The sequence below is a fragment of the Corynebacterium sp. LaCa_282 genome (genome assembly GCF_057198125.1).
The window spans coordinates 554672-571557 of the sequence record NZ_CP191095.1 but is presented as its reverse complement, the minus strand read 5'-3'; the positions used below and the strand labels follow the sequence as shown (position 1 = coordinate 571557).

Below are 16886 nucleotides of genomic sequence, written 5' to 3'. Positions count from 1 at the left end.
AGTTTGTCGATGACCACCGAACCGAGTACTCGGTTAAGCGGATGTGCGATGTGTTAAAGCTGAATCGTTCCTCGTTTTACAAGTGGGTGAGCACCCGTAAAAAACGCAGGTTAAAGATGTATTCTGACGGTCTTATTGGTGCAAGAATCAAGACCATCTTCGATGATGAGCACGGGCTTTATGGTGCTAAACGCATCGCCGCAAGCCTCAAGGAAGACCTGGCGTATACCCCGATCAATCACAAGAAAGTTGCACGCATCATGAAATCCATGGGGTTAAAAGGCTTTAGCAAACGGCGTCGATGCATTACTACCAGGCGTAAGCCTGGTCACCGTGTCATGCCAGATCTAGTAGGCCGCAAGTTCACAGCTGACGAGCCGAATCGTGTGTATGTCGGCGACATTACCTACTTGCCCTGTAAGGGCGGCAAGAACATGTATTTGGCCACAGTCATTGACACTTCATTCACGCAAACTTGCAGGGTATGCACTCGCAGACCACATGCGGGGCTCACTGGTCATCGATGCCCTAGCCCACGCACACGGTGTGCGCGGCAGTCTTGACGGGGCTATTTTCCATTCTGATCACGGCAGCGTGTACACCTCACAAGCCTTTAGGAACTACTGCTCGTCGTTAGGTGTACGCCAGTCCATGGGAGCGGTAGGAACGAGTGCTGATAACGCCCTAGCAGAATCCTTTAACGCCACCTTAAAGCGGGAAGTGCTACGTGATCGGAAAGTCTTTGACAACCCAATTACCTGTCGCCAAGAGGTCTTCCGGTGGTGCATGCGCTACAACACCCGCAGGCGCCACTCCTGGTGCAATCTCGTAGCGCCTGATGTCTTTGAAACCAAGACTTCGGCTATACTGACCACAGCAGCATAGCTAGCCCCCGATGTGTCCACTTTCCGGGGGTCGGGCCCGGAACAGTCGGCGATTCTTACGACAATGCACTAGCCGAAACAGTCAACGGTCTCTACAAGGCTGAACTGATTCATGCCCAAGGCCCGTGGACGTCGGTCGGAGAAGTCGAACTGGCCACCTTGCAGTGGGTGCATTGGTGGAACACCAAGCGGCTTCATGAAGCTTTGGACTACGCCACCCCACAGGAAGTAGAAACCGAGTACTATCTCACCCAGCCCATCAACACAGGGCCGTAAAAGAAGCGGAACCAAACCCAGGACACTTCAGTCCAAGGCTCGCGGGTTAAGTGCTCGTCGCCTTCGTGACGGTTGTTCTAGTTGAACGCATTAGTGCTGTTCATCGGGATAATTATGGTGTCTACGGTGTGCGGAAAATGTGGCATGCACTTCGCCGTGACGGAATCGATATCGGTCGTGAACAAACCGCCCGACTGATGCGCCTGGCTGGCGTTTCTGGCAAAGGCAAAGGCGGATCACCGATTACAACCCGAAAAGCTCACGTGCCTGATTTGCGCCCGGATTTGGTCGAGCGTGAATTTAAAGCTCAAGGCCCGAATAAGCTGTGGGTGGCTGACATTACCTATGTACGGACACGAAAAGGATTCGTCTACACCGCGTTTGTCACCGACGTCTACTCCCGGCGGATCGTCGGATGGGCGCTGTCAGATTCGATGCGGACCGAAGCTTTGCCGCTGCAAGCACTTAACCAGGCGATCGTATGTGCTGAGGAAACAACAGGTCTCATTCACCATTCGGATCACGGCTCGCAGTACGTCAGCGTTGTCTACAACGAGCGACTTACCCAGCACGGCATTACAGCTTCCACCGGAAGTGTTGGTGACTCCTATGACAATGCTCTGGCTGAAAACGTTAACGGCCCCTCATAAGAACGAACTTATCCATACTCGCAGGTGGAATGATGTTGTCGAGGTAGAAATTGCGACGTTCGAGTGGGTGTCATGGTGGAACGAGACAAGGCTCCACCAAAGCCTGGGATACCGAACCCCAGCCGAGGTGGAAACCGAATTTTGGAAGAAGACCCCGCAACAGGCAATAATGGAAAACAAGGCAAATGCCTAGGAACAAAACCCGGGGCACTTCAGGTTCCGCAGTGATTTATAGGCTTGGCGAACGCGTAAATGGGTCCACTCCCACGTGCGGTTGGACCTGCGGCGATGTGTAGGTGCCAGGGTTTTCTCGCAAAGGAAGCGCTTATAGACCTGGCCAAAGTCATGCAGGTTCTTCGTCCATTCCCGTGCTTGGTCTAGAGTGCTGATTTTGGTTAATTGCAGCGCTAGGCCATAGATGGCTTTGCCGGCATCGGTACGTGGCCGGCTGGTGGTGTATCGGCGGATTACGCGTTGGGCATGGACTAGTCAGCGCTGGATTGGTGTGTGTAGCCAGCATGGTGCGATGGCTGATTGGGCGCCGAGTCCGCCATCAAGTACGACGCATAAAGGTAGCGCTATGTTTTTAAGTAATTGAATATAGGCGTCGGTGGATTCCCTTTTAGCCCAGTGCCAGGAGGTGACGTGGTCATGGCTTGCTGCGACAAGCAGACAGCCTGCCGCGGTGTAGGTGCCGTCGATGAAGATTTGGTCGTAGATTCGGTGAGGATCCGGGGTATTAGGAATATCGATAAGCCATAAGGGCTCACACCGGCGGTTGAGAGTCCACCGGCTTATTCCTTGCTGCTGAGCGAGCTGCGTCAAAGACGTTGTAGATACCGCGTAGCGGTAGAAGGCGCGGAAGTCTCGGGCCTGGGTGTGGTCAGTTCGTTGGCGCGTTAAGGAGCTTCCGCAGTTGGGGTCTTTGCATCGCCATCTGGTTTTCCCTTTGGATGTTGTGCCATTTTTCTTCATCTGCCCTGCACAAATAGGGCATCGTGGTCGGTTAGTAGTCACCGGAAAATTCAACCAGCTCACCACATACCACATGCAGGTGCCATTCCGGCGGATTGAACAAAAGCAGGGCCGAATAAGCCCCAACAGCTTATTCAGCCCCTATTTAAACAAGCTAACCAGCGTTTACTCTGAGACCGAGACACGCTTCCTGCTACTTAACCCGCAAAAATCCCGAGTCCTGCGGGGCTTGATTTCCCATGGACTCGGGATTTAAGTGATACAGGTTAAGCAGTAGCTTCTGCAGCAACCTCTTCAGCCGGGATGATGTTGACCATCCGGCGACCGCGCTTGATGCCAAACTTTACGGAGCCAGCAGCAAGTGCGAACAAGGTGTCGTCGCCGCCACGGCCAACGTTCTCACCTGGGTGGAACTTGGTACCGCGCTGACGCACGATGATCTCGCCGGCGTTAACCTGCTGACCACCGAAACGCTTGACGCCGAGGCGCTTGGACTCGGAATCGCGACCGTTGTTGGAGCTGGAAGCACCCTTCTTGTGTGCCATGTCGTTTCCCTCCTTCGGGGATGAATTGCAGCCCGGTTAAGGCTTACTTGATACCGGTGATCTTCAAGGTGGTCAGAGGCTGGCGGTGACCTAGGCGCCTCTTGTAACCAGTCTTGTTCTTGTACTTCAGGATATCAATCTTTGGACCTTTACCCTGTTCAACGATTTCCGCGGAAACAGAAACCTTCTCCAAGTCGGAAGCCTTAGACTTCACAGCGGCGCCATCGACGAGCAGAACCGGGGTGAGAGCCACGGCAGAGCCTGGCTCACCCTCGATCTTCTCGACCTTGACGAGGTCACCTTCAGCAACCTTGTACTGCTTGCCGCCGGTCTTGACGATCGCGTACATAGAGGGTTACCCCTTATCTAAACTCGCTCGGACACGGCATCGAGACCGTTATCCGAATGGACACTTACATATTGCGTTCAGACCTCGCGCGAACATGTCCGCAATCACCGGGGCGGCGATTGTGGGCTGATCCAGCGCCGAGAGTTCTAAACAGCGACTGTCAAAGACTACCCCGCCACGGGTACAAAATACAAACCACGCACTTCGTACCCGCGTGGCGATGCGCTAGGACGTAGCCCGCCGTGTTACACGGCGCCGCCGCCGGCCCGCATCCTTGCCACCAGTCTGCGGGGTCTCCGGCGCGTTGGTGGACACCTTTTCCCCAGCACGTGCCTGTCGCGCGGCCGCCGCTGGGGCTCCGGTCTTTTTCACCGCGCGCTTCTTTCCGCGGCGAATGACCTTGGTCTCGGACTGCGGAGCACTACGCTTCTGGGAATCCTTCTCCCCTTGAACAGGTGTAGCCGTTGGGTCCCCCTCGTTATGCGAGGCGGCCTTGCTTCTCGGGCTAGTGCGCACCGCGCGGCGTTTCCCGCGTCGGCTTCCCTGTGCCGGGGAGTTTTTCTTCCCGCGACTTATATTCTCGTGTCGCTGCTCCGCCGTCCGCGAGGCGTCCTCGCTCTTCTCCCCTGGCTTGGCTTCCTGCGCATGTGCCCGGTGTGAGGCCTGCACAGTAGCTCGGCGAGAATTCGATTGGGTGCGCACGCTGCGACGCCGACCGCGCCCGCGTGACGTGCTGCGGGGGTTTTGCTGATCAGCGTCCTGCTGTGCCGCATCGCCATCGCGAGCTTGCTGCGAGGAACCCGCGGGTTCCGCCTGTTGCGGCTGGGCAAAATCCTCTGGGCGCGGGCGATTATCGGAACGCGAATTGCCGCGCGTGCGGCGCTTGCGGCGTGGAGAAGCCTCAAACTCGGCTACTGCCTCCTCATAGGTCTTCTCTGGTGCACCGGCAGCTACCGCCTTCTTCTCTTCAGCCTTTCCTTCAGCGGCCTGCTGACGCTTGTTCGGCTGCTCCTGCTCGCGACGGGACGCGGGCGAGGTCCGCGTTGCCCGGCGCGGCTTCTTGCCCCGCTGGGTGCGCTTGTTCTCCTTCGCCGGTGCTTCTTGGCCATCGGGCACATAGGAATTAAATTCCTGTACCTCATCGCTTTCGGCGGCGTTGTCCGCCGCTGCATAGGCGATGGCCTCGATTTCAGAGACTTCGGATTTCTTCTGCGCCCGGCGGCGCTTCTTCTGTTTACCCTCGCCGCGGCCTCGGTGGTCGCGGTGTCCGCGGCTGCGGTCGTCGGCACGCTTCTGGGAATCCTTCTGCTCGGAGTCACCGGTCTCATCGTCTACGACGACATTGGCCACCAGCTCTTCCAGCGACGGTGACTGCTCGTCCTCGTTGCCGTAGAGCGGGGCGTCCGTCTTCTGGTACTTCTGCGGCTGGGACGTGGCATTCCTGCGGCCCTTACGTCCCTTCTGCCCCTTCTTCTCCGCGCGCTCGTCCTCGTCGTCGTGCTCGTGCATGACCACGGCAGCCGGATGCTGCTGGGGATCGTGCTCAGGCTTCTTGTGCCCCTTAGAGGAACCGTGCGAGTGGTGGCCGGAGTGGTTGTCTTCTGCTTCATCAACCGGGTACTCGTGGATGATGATGCCGCGGCCATGGCAGTGCTCGCAGTCGGTGGAAAAGGTCTCTACCAGGCCGGTGCCCAAGCGCTTGCGCGTCATTTGCACTAAGCCCAGGGAGGTGACCTCGGATACCTGGTGGCGCGTGCGGTCGCGCCCCAGGGCTTCCTTCAGGCGGCGCAAAACCAGGTCCTGGTTTTCCGGCAGGACCATGTCAATAAAGTCCACCACAATCATGCCGCCCAGATCACGCAGGCGCATCTGGCGCACGATTTCCTCGGCCGCCTCCAGGTTATTGCGGGTCACGGTCTCTTCCAGGTTGCCGCCGGAACCGGTGAACTTGCCGGTGTTGACGTCAATCACGGTCATGGCCTCGGTGCGGTCAATAACCAAGGTGCCGCCAGATGGCAGCCACACCTTGCGCGAGAGTGCCTTATGCAGCTGCTCATCAATGCGGTAGGCGGCAAAGGCGTCTTGGCCGCCGTGGTCCTTCGGCTTATAGCGCACCACGCGGTCCGCAAGATCCGGGGCCATGGATTCCACGTAGGCATTGACCGTATTAAAGGACCGCTTCCCGTCCACGATCAGGCGGTGGAAATCTTCGTTGAAGAGGTCACGGACAACCTTGATGAGCATATTCGGCTCTTCATAAAGCGTGACCGGTTTAGCGCCCTTAGAGGATTTTTCCTTCTTGGCCTGGGCGGAAATATCTTCCCACCGGTTATGCAGGCGCTGCACGTCGGTTGCGATGGCCTCTTCGGGAACGTTTTCGGCAGCGGTGCGGATGATGGCGCCGCCATCGCCTGGCACCACGCGGCCCAAGATATCCTTTAAGCGCTTGCGCTCCGGCGCCGGCAGCTTGCGCGAAATTCCGGCGCTGCGCCCGCCTGGAACGTAGACGAGGTAGCGCCCGGCCAAGGAAATTCGGGTGGTCAGGCGCGCACCCTTGTGGCCGATCGGATCCTTTGCCACCTGCACCAAAATCTGGTCGCCGGATTTCAGGGTATTTTCTACCTTGCGGGAGCGCCCGTGCAATTTGGTCTTGCGCCAATCAATCTCGCCGGCGTAGAGCACGCCATTGCGGCCCTGTCCGATGTCCACGAACGCCGCCTCCATGGACGGCAAGACGTTTTGCACGCGGCCTAAGTAAATATTGCCAATGAGGGAGGCCTGGGCCTCGGTGGTAACGAAGTGCTCGACCAAGAGGTCATCTTCAAGCACGCCCACCTGCGTGACGATGCCCGCGCCGTCCTCGCGCTGCTTATCGCGCACCACCATGGTGCGTTCCACGGCCTCGCGCCGCGCCAAAAATTCCGCCTGGGACACGATGTGCTGGCGCTCGCGGCCCTTCTCGCGCAATTCTGCGCGGCGGCGCTTCTGCGCCTCGATGCGGGTGGAGCCGCGGATGGCCTTGGGCTCATCGATAAGCTCAGGCTCCTTGTCCGCCGCATCCTTCTTGGCGTTCTCGTTCCCGCCGCGCCCGCGGGAGGTACCGCGGCGACCGCGTCGGCGCTTGTCGGAACCCCCGCGCGCCGCCTTATTGCCTGCCTCGGCCTCGTCGGCCTCGGCATCTTCGGCAGGATCCGCCGCATCTGCGGCTTCAGCGATAGCTGCCATGTCCGCAGCCTCGTCCTCACCAAGCTCCTCGGTTTCCTGCTGCTGCGGCGGCATAAACAGCGGCGCGAAGTCATACGCGGCGGAATCGTCGTCGGTCTCCGCGCGCGGGACTATGCGCGGTGCATAGTAATCATCGTCGAAGTCTTCGCCGGCATCTGCCAACACCTCATGCAGCTTCGCTGGATCCACGGTCCCGGTCGCTTCGCTCGCACCAGCAGCATCAGCGTCGGCAGGGGCATCATCTTCAGCGCGCGCGGGCGCGTTCGCCGGCTCAGGATCGGGCAGACGGTCCGGCGCCTGCTTTACATCCGGCAATGCGCTTTTTACCAGCGATGCATCGACCTTTTCCTCAATCTGGGAGATTTCATTGTCCACGTTCTTTCGCACGCGGTAGCGCAGGTTCTTTTCCTCTTCCGCATCGGCTGCGGTGTTTTCAGCCGGAGCGCTATCTGCCTCCGCGGCATCGGCCCGCGCCGGTTTTCCTTTGCCGCGGGCGCGGCCTTCTTCGTGGCCTTGCGGGTGCGCCGAGCGCGCTTGGTGGTCTTGGCCTTGCCCTCGGGCTTTGCTTCTGCTGGGTTCTCGTCCGCGGTTGCAGGTTGCTCCGCATCCGCGCCCCCTGCATGGCGGGCTAAAGCGGCGAAGAGATCGCCTGCTTCCGCGCGGGTAATGGAGCTCTGCGCGGTCTTGTTCAGGCCCATGTCCTTGAGCTGGGCCACCAGCTGGCGCGAGGATAGGCCGAGCTTTTTGGCCAAGGCATACACGCGGGTTTTATCTTTGAGCTCGCTCGGGTCTATGCGCTGGGCCAAAGCCGCGGCTGCCTGGAGGTTTTCAGTTGTTTCTTGAGAGTTCTGTGCCGCCATTAGTTGGGCTTACTCCTGTACTTCGATTGTATGGTGCGCCGGCCACTCGGGCGCAGGCACAGCCCTAAAAAGGACCGCGCCGCTGCCGCACGAATAGCCACGATAAACGCACTGCGTTAAAGCTTGTGGGATTATGAAATTATGCGCGCGCTGCGCGTGAGTTCCATTGTGTCACAGAATCCTAGCGAAGAGAGCAGGCTGTGGGCGATGCTACGTTTGAAATTATGGCAGAACTGGCACCACTTCCCGCCCGGAAATTATCGCAGTACCGGAAACGCAATGAAATTACGCCGAAAGAGGCGTGCTTATGCGGCGTTCCGGCCGGCTTTGCCCTCGGTTTTGCTCAAACGGGGGCCAGCTACATGCTGATAGGCGCCGCCGTTTTTGCGGTCTTTGCGGTCATCGGACTAGTGCCCCTCATCCGCCACTATCCCCGCTCCACTGGGGCTAGCCAGGATGTCTACCTCGAGGGCGATTACCCCGCCATTGCTTATTGGGCGCCAGTAATTCCAATTGCTCTACCGCTGGCCATGGCCCCGCTATCCGCGGCTGGCTGGTTGCCGGACATTTCCCTGGCCCCACCCGTGAAAGGTATCTTAACCGGCGCGGTGTCGGCGTTCGCATTTCCACTGGGTTTGTGGGCCATGGATTCCCAGTCCTTCCGCATTGGCCGCCGCCGCATGCAGCGCATCGTGGCTGAAGATCCACTAGAAGGGGTCACAGATCATGCCATGCAGCTTGCCGATGCCCACCTCGATATCCTCACCGCCCTCGTCACCGCCGGGGCCGTCCAGGGCAATACGACCACCACCAATGCCTTGTCCCGCCTGATGCAGGTGGAGCTAGATCCCCTGTCCGATGCGCTCCAGGAACTAAAAAAGCATGGGCTAGTAAAGGTAGAAAATATTGGGCTGCGATCAAAAGTAGAAAGCTGGCGCATCAGCCTCACCCCTACTGGCGTGCGCTGCCTCTATCAAATTGGCAAACGCTAACTTGGCAAACTTTGGTCTCCAGGAAACAACTTTGGGCCAATCCAGAGCATGACGTATACCAGGCCAACCAAAACCGGAATTTCCACGAGGGGCCCGATGGTGCCGGCTAATGCTTGAGCAGAGGTGGCCCCAAAAGTACCGATGGACACCGCGATGGCTAACTCAAAATTGTTTCCCGCTGCGGTAAAGGCCACTGAGGCAGATTGTGCATAATTCATTCCGGCAGCTTTAGCGACGCCCAAAGCCAGAAAGAACATCCCGACAAAGTACAGCATCAGAGGCACCGCTACCCTAACTACCGCTATCGGCTGCTCCACCAGCTGTTCTCCCTGCAGGGAAAACAGTAAGACAATTGTGTACAGCAAACCGATCATTGCCAAAGGAGACACGGCGGGAAGGTAACGGTTTTCAAACCACTCACGCCCTTTAGTTTTCTCTGCCACTACTCGAGAGATGACCCCGAGCAAAAGCGGGATACCTAGGAATACGAGCACCGAAGTAACAATGGACCAGAAAGAAAATTCGACAGATGTGGTATCAAGGCCCAGCCACCCCGGCAGAATCTGCAGGTAGAACCACCCCAGGACACCGAACATCGCAACTTGGAAAACGGAGTTGATTGCTACTAGCACTGCCGTGGCTTCCCGGTCACCGCAGGATAGGTCTGACCATACCAAGACCATAGCGATGCAGCGGGCAAGACCGACAATAATAAGACCCGTACGCAGCTCCGGTTGATCCGCCAAGAATATCCAGGCCAGTACGAACATGAATGCTGGCCCTACAAGCCAATTCAAGACGATCGACACGGTCATCAACCGCCGATCTGTTGCAATCTCCCGGGTCTTTTCATAGCGCACTTTAGCAAGCGGTGGATACATCATCACCAGCAGCCCTAAAGCAATTGGAAGGGATATACCTCCAACTTCCCAAGCTGAGAGCGCCTTTCCAATGCCTGGAAGAAAATGGCCTATAAGCAGGCCAAGAATCATAGCTATGATGATCCACACGGGAAGAAAGCGATCGAGAAAAGCCAAACGCGGCTGCTGTGATGTAGCCATAACCGTCTCCTCTATTGACCCAAGTAGCACTGTATTCTGCACTACTGTAACCGTTCATATCGATGCTCGTCAATATGAATAGATGAGGCAAACGCCCATATACTGAAGGCATGGTTTCTTCGCACGGCACGACCAAAAATCCCCACATCAACGAATGTTGTTCACTCAGCAACGGCCCCCTAGACCAGGCCGATTCCGTGCATCTTGCCCAGCAATTCAAGGTACTTGCAGATCCCGCCCGACTTCGTCTTTTATCCATCTTGTGCGATGAAGGCTGCGGCCCGATGAGCGTTTCCGAACTGACCACATTATCCGGTCTCAGCCAGCCGACGGTGTCTCACCATCTTGCAAAATTGCGGGATGCTGGCCTCTTAGCCAAACGGCAAACTGGCCGCACCGTCACCCATGAAGTGCAAAAACAAGCTTTCACCGCACTGTGCAAGTTACTCTCCTTCGATTAAAGAGCCACTAACTATAAAACTTTGAGCTAATATGCCCGCAATTCTGTGAGCCAATCAACGTTTTTAGACCCTTAATAAATCCCTTTATAAAGGAAAAGGCCCGAGCTTAACGCTCGGGCTTCCTTGAAATCTAGCTAGCTTCAGTACTTAGAGATTCGGGAACCAAATTCCAATCTCGCGCTCTGCGGACTCTGGGGAGTCGGAGCCGTGCACGATGTTCTCGCCCACGCTGAGTGCGAAGTCACCGCGGATGGAACCCGGTGCGGCCTTGGAGACTGGGTCGGTGCCGCCGGCCAGCTGGCGCCATGCCTCGATGGCGCGCTCGCCTTCAACAACGCCGGCAATCAGCGGTGCGGAGGTGATGAAGTCCACCAGCTCGCCGAAGAATGGCTTGTCCTTGTGCTCTTCGTAGTGCTTTTCTGCGGTCTCGCGGTCAGCCACGCGCAGGTCCAACTCAGCCAGCTTGAGGCCCTTGCGCTCGATGCGGGCGATGATCTCGCCCACGTGGCCGTTCTTTACGCCGTCCGGCTTAATGAGGATCAATGTACGTTCAGTCATGCCCCATACTGTACCGAATACCCACAACTCGTCCACGACCGAGGGCTATAAGCGGGGGCAGCATTAAGTAAGCTGCTGGACTATCTCCGTCGCGCGCTCGTGCGAGGTCCCCCTAAACCACAGGCGCACCTGGTTGACCGCTGTGCCGAACTGGCCGTTACCCAGCAACCGCTTAATCTCTGCTCGCTGCTTTTTATCTAAATCATCAAGGGTGGCTTCTTCTGCCCGCTGAAAATTGGCGCGCAGGGCCAGGGCCAAAAATACGGCGGCAATGATAAGCGCTACTAGCGGCAGCCACGGCGCACCCGTGGCCGCGCGGGCAGCTACCGCGGCAATGCAAGCCAGGGCCGCGAGGACGAGATAGACGGTGCGCATGGCCCCTACTTCTGGTTGAGGTGCTGGGTAGTTAAGTAACCGCGCTTCATGCGGGCGATTAAGTTACTGCGCAAATACGCCGCGAGCAGCCACTCCATGCCGAAGATGATGAAGATCGCGGCGATGGACCAGTGCGCCATAAACCCCAGGATAAGCCCCAATAGCTGCGCCCAGACGATGACGGTCAGCGCCCACTTCTTATTCATAAACGCGATCATGCCCAGGTGGAATATCAGGGCACCTACGACCACACCGTAGTTAAACGGCGTCCACAGCGTGCCGTCATACAGCTTGTACAACAGCGGCAGGGCTAAAACGAGCGTGATCGACTCCATGATGAGCGAGCTGGCGATGACCATGCCGTTAAAGCTCTTGAGCGGATCCTTGACGGGGTCCTGCCCCAAGCCCAATGGGCCGATTTCATTCTCCGCGATGTCGTCGCCACGGCGCGGCGGACGAGGCGGACGAGACCGAGGATCAGGGCTGGTCATGCGGGCTCCTTTCCAAACATCGCGCGGGCTTCGCCGGCGGTGACCACCGAACCGGTAATCACGATACCGGAGCCGGATTGCACCTCGGATTCCTCGGCCAGCTCCACGGCTTGCGCGTAGGCACCGGGCAGATCATCGGCCACATAGACGCGCTCTTCGCCATAAATATCGCGGGCCGTTTCCGCTAGCTCATAGGCATCGATCGCGCGCGGCGAGGAGTTTTGGGTGATGACCACCTCGCTCAAGTACGGCTCCAGCGCGGCGAGGATGCCCTGGGCGTCCTTATCGCCAAAGATGGAGACCACGCCGATAAGCCGGGCGAAATCGAAGTCGCGGTCGAGCGCCGCGCCGAGCGCCTTGGCGCCGTGGGGATTGTGGGCGGCATCGATAAACGTCGTGGGCGAGGTGCGCACGCGCTCGAGGCGGCCGGGCGAAATCGTCTTGGCAAAACCATTGCGCACAGAGGCAATATCCAGAGGATGCCCGGAAGCGGCACCGAAGAAGGCTTCCACCGCCGCAAGGGCAACGGCCGCGTTCTTGGCCTGGTGCTCGCCGTGCAGCGGCAAGAAAATATCCTCATACATGCCGCCGAGGCCCTGGATATTGACCTGCTGGCCACCGACCGCGATGCGGGATTCTAGGGCCGCGAACTCCGCGCCGGAGCGGGCCACGCCCGCATCCATATCCACCGCGCGCTGCAGAATGACCTGCATGGCCTCGGGGACTTGCTCGGCAATAATGGCGATGTTTTCGTTCGGGGTCAGCGGGTCTTCGGCATCGGCGCGGCGCTTGATGATGCCCGCCTTCTCCCCCGCAATCTCCCGAATATCGCTGCCCAGGTAATCCGTGTGGTCAAGACCCACCGGGGTGATTACGGAGACGTCTGCATTGCCCACGTTCGTGGCATCCCACAGCCCGCCGAGGCCAACCTCGACGACGGCGACGTCAACGGGGGCATCGGCAAACGCTGCATAGGACAGGCCCACCAGGACCTCGAACTTGGACATGGGGACATCGGAACGCGCATCCACCATCTCCACATACGGCTTGATTTCGTGCCACAGGCGCACGTAGTCGCGCGGGTGGATGGGCCGGCCATCGATGCCGATGCGCTCGGTGACCCGCTGCAGGTGCGGGCTGGTGACCAGGCCCACGCGGCGGTGGAAGGAACGCAGCAGCGAATCGACCATGCGCGCGGTAGAAGACTTGCCGTTGGTGCCCGCGATGTGGATGACATCAAAGGATTGCTCGGGGTGGCCGAGCAAATCCATGAGCATCTCGATGCGCTCCAGGGTGGGCTCGATCTTGGTCTCCGGCCAGCGCTGGTTGAGCTCGTCTTCCACCTCACCGAGCGCCTGCAGCTCCTCCGGGGATACCTCTTGGGGCGCGGCGTCGTTATATTCTTCGTCCTCGCCCATGCCCAGGTTGAGGGTCAGGCCCGATTCCGTGATCTCCACTGGGGTGCCATCGGTGCCTTCCTTGAGGGCATCGACGATCTCAAAATCGTCCTCTCCCCCGGTGGCCTCGCCATTGCCGTTGGCGTCGTGATTGAAGCGCTGATCTGTCACTACTTAAGGCCCTCCAAACGGCTGGTAATGCGCTCAACTTCCTCGCGCGCGATGTCTTGGCGCGCCCGAATCTTAGTGACCACCTCTTCCGGCGCCTTGGCCAGGAAGTTCTCATTGCCCAGCTTCTTGCCGGTCTGTTCCAGTTCCTTATTGGCCTTGGCCAGATCCTTTTCCAGGCGCTTGCGCTCGGCTTCGACGTCTACCGCGCCGTGGGTATCCAGCGTGACCTCCACGGTGGCCTGGGACAGGCGCACCTCGATGGAGGCCGAGGGGTTAAAGTCCTCGTCCGGCGCGGTGGTATTGGCCAGGTTGCGGACCAATTCCTCTTGGCCCTGCAGGTCTGCCGCGGCGAAGTCGAGGCGGCCCGGTACCTTCTGCGATGGCTTGACGCCTTGATCGGAGCGGAAGCGGCGCAGCTCGGTAATGAGCTTATCGGCATCGTCGATGCGGCGGGCGGCCACTGCGTCCTTGGTGGCGCCACCGTTGGTATCGGCCACCGTGGGCCATGGGGCGATGACGATGGATTCCCCGCCGGTCAATGCCTTCCACAGCACCTCGGTCACATACGGCATGGTGGGGTGCAAAAGGCGCAGCACCACGTCGATGACGCGGCCCAAAACGATCTGGGTATTGCGGCCTTCTACCGTTTCGCCATCGCGAGGGATCTGCGTCTTGGCAATCTCCAGGTACCAGTCACAGAGCTCATCCCAGGTGAAGTGGTAAAGCAGCTCGTTGGCCTTGGCAAATTGATAATCGTCCAAGTAGGCATCGACCTGAGTGCGCACCTCTTCGGCGCGGTCGAGGATCCAGCGGTCGGCATCGGAAAGCTCCGTGCGTTTTGGCAGCGGTGCCACGCCGGCGCCGTTCATCAGCGCGAACTTGGTGGCATTAAAGAGCTTGGTGGCAAAGTTACGCGATGCCGCGGCGGCATCAGAGCCCAGCGGCAAATCCACGCCCGGGTTGGCGCCGCGGGCAAGGGTAAAGCGCAGCGCATCGGCGCCGTAATCGCGCACCCAGTCCATCGGGTCAATGCCATTGCCCAGGGACTTGGACATCTTGCGGCCCTGCTCATCGCGCACAAGGCCGTGCAGGTAGAGGTCCTTGAAAGGAATCTGCGGGCGGCCATCGGTGCCCTCACCCAAAAGCTCTGGGGTCTTGGTGCCGGCGAAGGTGCCAAACATCATCATGCGGGCGACCCAGAAGAACAAAATGTCATAGGCCGTAACCAGCACATTGGTGGGATAGAACTTCTCCAGATCCGGGGTCTTATCGGGCCAGCCCAGGGTGGAAAATGGCCACAGCGCCGAAGAGAACCAGGTATCGAGGACATCCGGATCCTGCTCGTATCCTGCCGGCGGCTCCTCATCGGGGCCGACGCACACGATGTCACGCTCGACCTCGCCGGACTCGTTCGTACGCTCCGGGCCGTACCAAATGGGGATGCGGTGGCCCCACCACAGCTGGCGGGAAATGCACCAATCGTGCATGTCATCGACCCACTCGAAATAGCGCGGCTCCAGCGACTGCGGGTGCAAGACGGTATCGCCCTCGCGCACGGCATCACCAGAAGCCTTCGCCATCTGCGAAACATCGACGAACCACTGCAGCGACAAGCGCGGCTCGATGGGCTCGCCGGAACGCTCCGAGTGGCCCACGGAGTGGACATAGGGGCGAATTTCTTTGACTACGCGCCCCTGTTCCCGCAACGCCTCGCGGATCTCCACGCGCGCTTCTTCTCGCGTCATGCCATCAAAACGGGTGCCGGTATGCGCGATGTGGCCGGTGGTATCCATGACCGTCGGCATATCCAAGTCATGGCGGGTACCCATGGCGTAGTCATTGGGATCGTGGGCCGGGGTGATCTTTACCGCACCAGTACCAAAATCCATGTCCACGTAATCATCGGCGATGATCTTCAGCTTCAAATCATCGCGGAAGGGGTGATCCAATTCCTGACCCACGAGGTGGGCGTAGCGCTCATCGTCGGGGTGGACGGCAATGGCGACATCGCCAAGCATGGTTTCCACACGAGTGGTGGCAACAATAAGGTGCGGCTCATCGTCATTGAGCGAACCATAGCGGATGGAGACCAGCTCGCCCTCGACGTCTTTATAGACGACCTCGATATCGGAGACGGCGGTCTCCAGCACCGGCGACCAATTGACCAGGCGGTTGGCCCGGTAAATCATGCCCTCATCGTAGAGGTTCTTAAAGATGGTCTGCACCGCGCGGGACAGGCCCTCATCCAGGGTAAAGCGCTCGCGGGTCCAGTCCACGGAGTCACCGATGGCGCGCATCTGGTTCTGGATGGTGCCACCGTATTGCTCTTTCCATTCCCAGACCTTGTTGATGAATTCCTCGCGCTCATAGTCCCAGCGCTTCTTTCCCTCCTGCTCACGCAGACGGGCCTCCACCTTGGTCTGGGTGGCGATGCCTGCGTGGTCAGCGCCCGGCAGCCACAGGGTGGCATAGCCCTGCATGCGCTTGCGGCGAATGATGGAGTCGATCAGAGTGTGGTCCAAGGCGTGGCCCATGTGCAGCTGGCCGGTGACGTTCGGCGGCGGCAGCACGATGGAATAGGGCTCCGCCTCCGAGGATGCATCCGGGGTGAAGTAACCGGCGCTTACCCAGCCTTCGTAGAGGTCTTTTTCTACTGCCTGCGGCTCCCAGGACTTGGGAAGCTGGTCCGCGCGGTTGGTGCCAACGAGTTGCTCTTTATTCTGATCAGTCACCTGGCCAACTCTACCCTGTGCGTCAACTGGCACCACCGGCCTGTCTAGAGTAAGGGCATGTCTCACAACCCTGGCCACCGCGCCCGCCTCCGCACCCGTTACTTCACCCAAGCCAAAGACAACTCTCAGGCCTTCGCGTGCCTGACGAGCTACGACTGCTTGACCGCCGAAATCTTCGATGAAGCCGGGGTCGATCTCCTGCTCGTCGGCGATTCCCTGGCCAACGTGGTGCTGGGCCGCGAAACCACGCTCTCGCTCACCCTCGATGAGATGATCCCGCTGGCCCGCGCGGTGGTTGCTTCGACCTCCCGCGCCTTCGTGGTGGTGGACCTTCCCTTCGGCTCCTATGAGGACGGCCCCTCCCAGGCGCTGGAGACCGCGGTGCGCGTCATGAAGGAAACCGGCGCGCAGGCCGTGAAGCTGGAGGGCGGTGCGGAGCGCGCTCCCATTGTTGCCGCGCTTGTCGCCGCTGGCATCCCGGTCTGCGCCCACATTGGCTTTACACCCCAGCAGGTCCACGCCTTGGGCGGCTTCGTGGTCCAAGGCCGGGGTGCCGGTGCGGAGAAGCTTCACGACGACGCCCGCGCCCTCGCCGAGGCCGGCGCCTTCGCCGTGGTGCTGGAGATGGTCCCGGCAGCCCTTGCTGAGCAGGTGACCAAGGAGCTGCCCATCCCCACCATCGGCATCGGCGCCGGCGCGCAGACCGACGGTCAGATTCTGGTGTGGACCGATGCCTTCGGCCTGGGAGGTCCCAAGGCGCCGCGTTTTGTGCGCCGCTACGCGAATCTGCGCGGCGCGCTGCTGGAAGGAGCGAAGGACTATGTCGCAGATGTGGGTGAACGTTCCTTCCCCAACGCCGAGGAGTCTTTCGAGGACTAAGGTCT

16 protein-coding genes and 3 pseudogenes are annotated in these 16886 nt (G+C 59.4%); 8 read left to right on the top strand and 11 right to left on the bottom strand.

Features of this window, described 5'->3' with window-relative positions; all coding sequences use genetic code 11:
• The first annotated feature begins 41 nt into the window (after positions 1-41).
• The 5 genes and pseudogenes from ACP8KU_RS02665 (at position 42) to ACP8KU_RS02645 (ending at position 2003) form a co-directional block, all read left to right on the top strand.
• A complete protein-coding gene (locus ACP8KU_RS02665; protein ID WP_484484148.1) occupies positions 42-563 on the top strand; it encodes an IS3 family transposase in 522 nt (173 codons plus the stop codon).
• Complete coding sequence (locus ACP8KU_RS02660; RefSeq protein WP_484483929.1) at positions 454-885, top strand: transposase; 432 nt, start codon at positions 454-456, stop codon at positions 883-885. Before ACP8KU_RS02665 ends, ACP8KU_RS02660 begins: the two co-directional genes overlap by 110 nt.
• Positions 886-911: 26 nt before the next feature.
• A pseudogene (locus ACP8KU_RS02655) lies at positions 912-1160 on the top strand (integrase core domain-containing protein); the annotation flags it as partial.
• Between the two features lie 50 nt (positions 1161-1210).
• Positions 1211-1810, top strand: a complete 600-nt coding sequence (locus ACP8KU_RS02650; RefSeq protein WP_484483928.1) for an IS3 family transposase — start codon at positions 1211-1213, stop codon at positions 1808-1810.
• Positions 1770-2003: an integrase core domain-containing protein gene (locus ACP8KU_RS02645; protein ID WP_484483927.1), complete on the top strand. Its 234-nt coding sequence runs from the start codon at positions 1770-1772 to the stop codon at positions 2001-2003. The genes ACP8KU_RS02650 and ACP8KU_RS02645 overlap by 41 nt, the downstream gene beginning before the upstream one ends.
• Before the next feature lie 5 nt (positions 2004-2008).
• Here the strand turns inward: ACP8KU_RS02645 and ACP8KU_RS02640 are convergent.
• The 5 genes and pseudogenes from ACP8KU_RS02640 to ACP8KU_RS02620 form a co-directional block, all read right to left on the bottom strand.
• Positions 2009-2827: pseudogene (locus tag ACP8KU_RS02640) on the bottom strand (IS1249 family transposase); the annotation flags it as partial.
• A gap of 224 nt (positions 2828-3051) precedes the next feature.
• The gene (gene rpmA / locus ACP8KU_RS02635) at positions 3052-3330 is read right to left on the bottom strand and encodes a 50S ribosomal protein L27 (RefSeq protein ID WP_284631076.1); all 279 of its coding nucleotides are present in this window, start codon (positions 3328-3330) and stop codon (positions 3052-3054) included.
• Positions 3331-3373: 43 nt separating this feature from the next.
• Positions 3374-3679, bottom strand: a complete 306-nt coding sequence (gene rplU, locus ACP8KU_RS02630; RefSeq protein WP_005277949.1) for a 50S ribosomal protein L21 — start codon at positions 3677-3679, stop codon at positions 3374-3376.
• A gap of 824 nt (positions 3680-4503) precedes the next feature.
• Positions 4504-7303, bottom strand: a pseudogene (locus ACP8KU_RS02625) (Rne/Rng family ribonuclease); the annotation flags it as partial.
• Entirely contained in the window at positions 7228-7764 is a 537-nt protein-coding gene (locus tag ACP8KU_RS02620) for a translation initiation factor IF-2 N-terminal domain-containing protein (protein WP_484483926.1), read from the bottom strand. The pseudogene ACP8KU_RS02625 and the gene ACP8KU_RS02620, both read right to left, overlap by 76 nt.
• A 224-nt stretch (positions 7765-7988) precedes the next feature.
• On the opposite strand from ACP8KU_RS02620, the gene ACP8KU_RS02615 reads away from it, so the two are divergent.
• Complete coding sequence (locus ACP8KU_RS02615; protein ID WP_284611509.1) at positions 7989-8756, top strand: hypothetical protein; 768 nt, start codon at positions 7989-7991, stop codon at positions 8754-8756.
• Here the strand turns inward: ACP8KU_RS02615 and arsB are convergent.
• Positions 8753-9817, bottom strand: coding sequence for an ACR3 family arsenite efflux transporter (gene arsB / locus ACP8KU_RS02610; protein WP_284644119.1), 1065 nt, complete (start codon positions 9815-9817; stop codon positions 8753-8755). The genes ACP8KU_RS02615 and arsB overlap by 4 nt on opposite strands.
• Before the next feature lie 110 nt (positions 9818-9927).
• Between arsB and ACP8KU_RS02605 the strand changes: the two genes are divergently transcribed.
• The gene (locus ACP8KU_RS02605) at positions 9928-10278 is read left to right on the top strand and encodes an ArsR/SmtB family transcription factor (protein ID WP_023029143.1); all 351 of its coding nucleotides are present in this window, start codon (positions 9928-9930) and stop codon (positions 10276-10278) included.
• 147 nt (positions 10279-10425) lie between these two features.
• Here ACP8KU_RS02605 and ndk read toward each other — a convergent pair whose 3' ends face one another.
• The 5 genes from ndk to ACP8KU_RS02580 form a co-directional block, all read right to left on the bottom strand.
• Positions 10426-10836, bottom strand: coding sequence for a nucleoside-diphosphate kinase (ndk, locus tag ACP8KU_RS02600; RefSeq protein ID WP_005277934.1), 411 nt, complete (start codon positions 10834-10836; stop codon positions 10426-10428).
• Positions 10837-10899: 63 nt separating this feature from the next.
• Positions 10900-11211 (bottom strand): hypothetical protein, encoded by a 312-nt coding sequence (locus ACP8KU_RS02595; protein WP_023029145.1) that lies wholly within the window; start codon positions 11209-11211, stop codon positions 10900-10902.
• 5 nt (positions 11212-11216) lie between these two features.
• Positions 11217-11702, bottom strand: coding sequence for a DUF4233 domain-containing protein (locus tag ACP8KU_RS02590; RefSeq protein WP_126319629.1), 486 nt, complete (start codon positions 11700-11702; stop codon positions 11217-11219).
• Complete coding sequence (gene folC / locus ACP8KU_RS02585; protein WP_484483925.1) at positions 11699-13270, bottom strand: bifunctional tetrahydrofolate synthase/dihydrofolate synthase; 1572 nt, start codon at positions 13268-13270, stop codon at positions 11699-11701. The genes ACP8KU_RS02590 and folC overlap by 4 nt, the downstream gene beginning before the upstream one ends.
• A complete protein-coding gene (locus tag ACP8KU_RS02580; protein ID WP_484483924.1) occupies positions 13270-16002 on the bottom strand; it encodes a valine--tRNA ligase in 2733 nt (910 codons plus the stop codon). The genes folC and ACP8KU_RS02580 overlap by 1 nt, the downstream gene beginning before the upstream one ends.
• A gap of 57 nt (positions 16003-16059) precedes the next feature.
• On the opposite strand from ACP8KU_RS02580, the gene panB reads away from it, so the two are divergent.
• Entirely contained in the window at positions 16060-16881 is an 822-nt protein-coding gene (gene panB / locus ACP8KU_RS02575; RefSeq protein ID WP_005277923.1) for a 3-methyl-2-oxobutanoate hydroxymethyltransferase, read from the top strand.
• Positions 16882-16886: the final 5 nt, after the last annotated feature.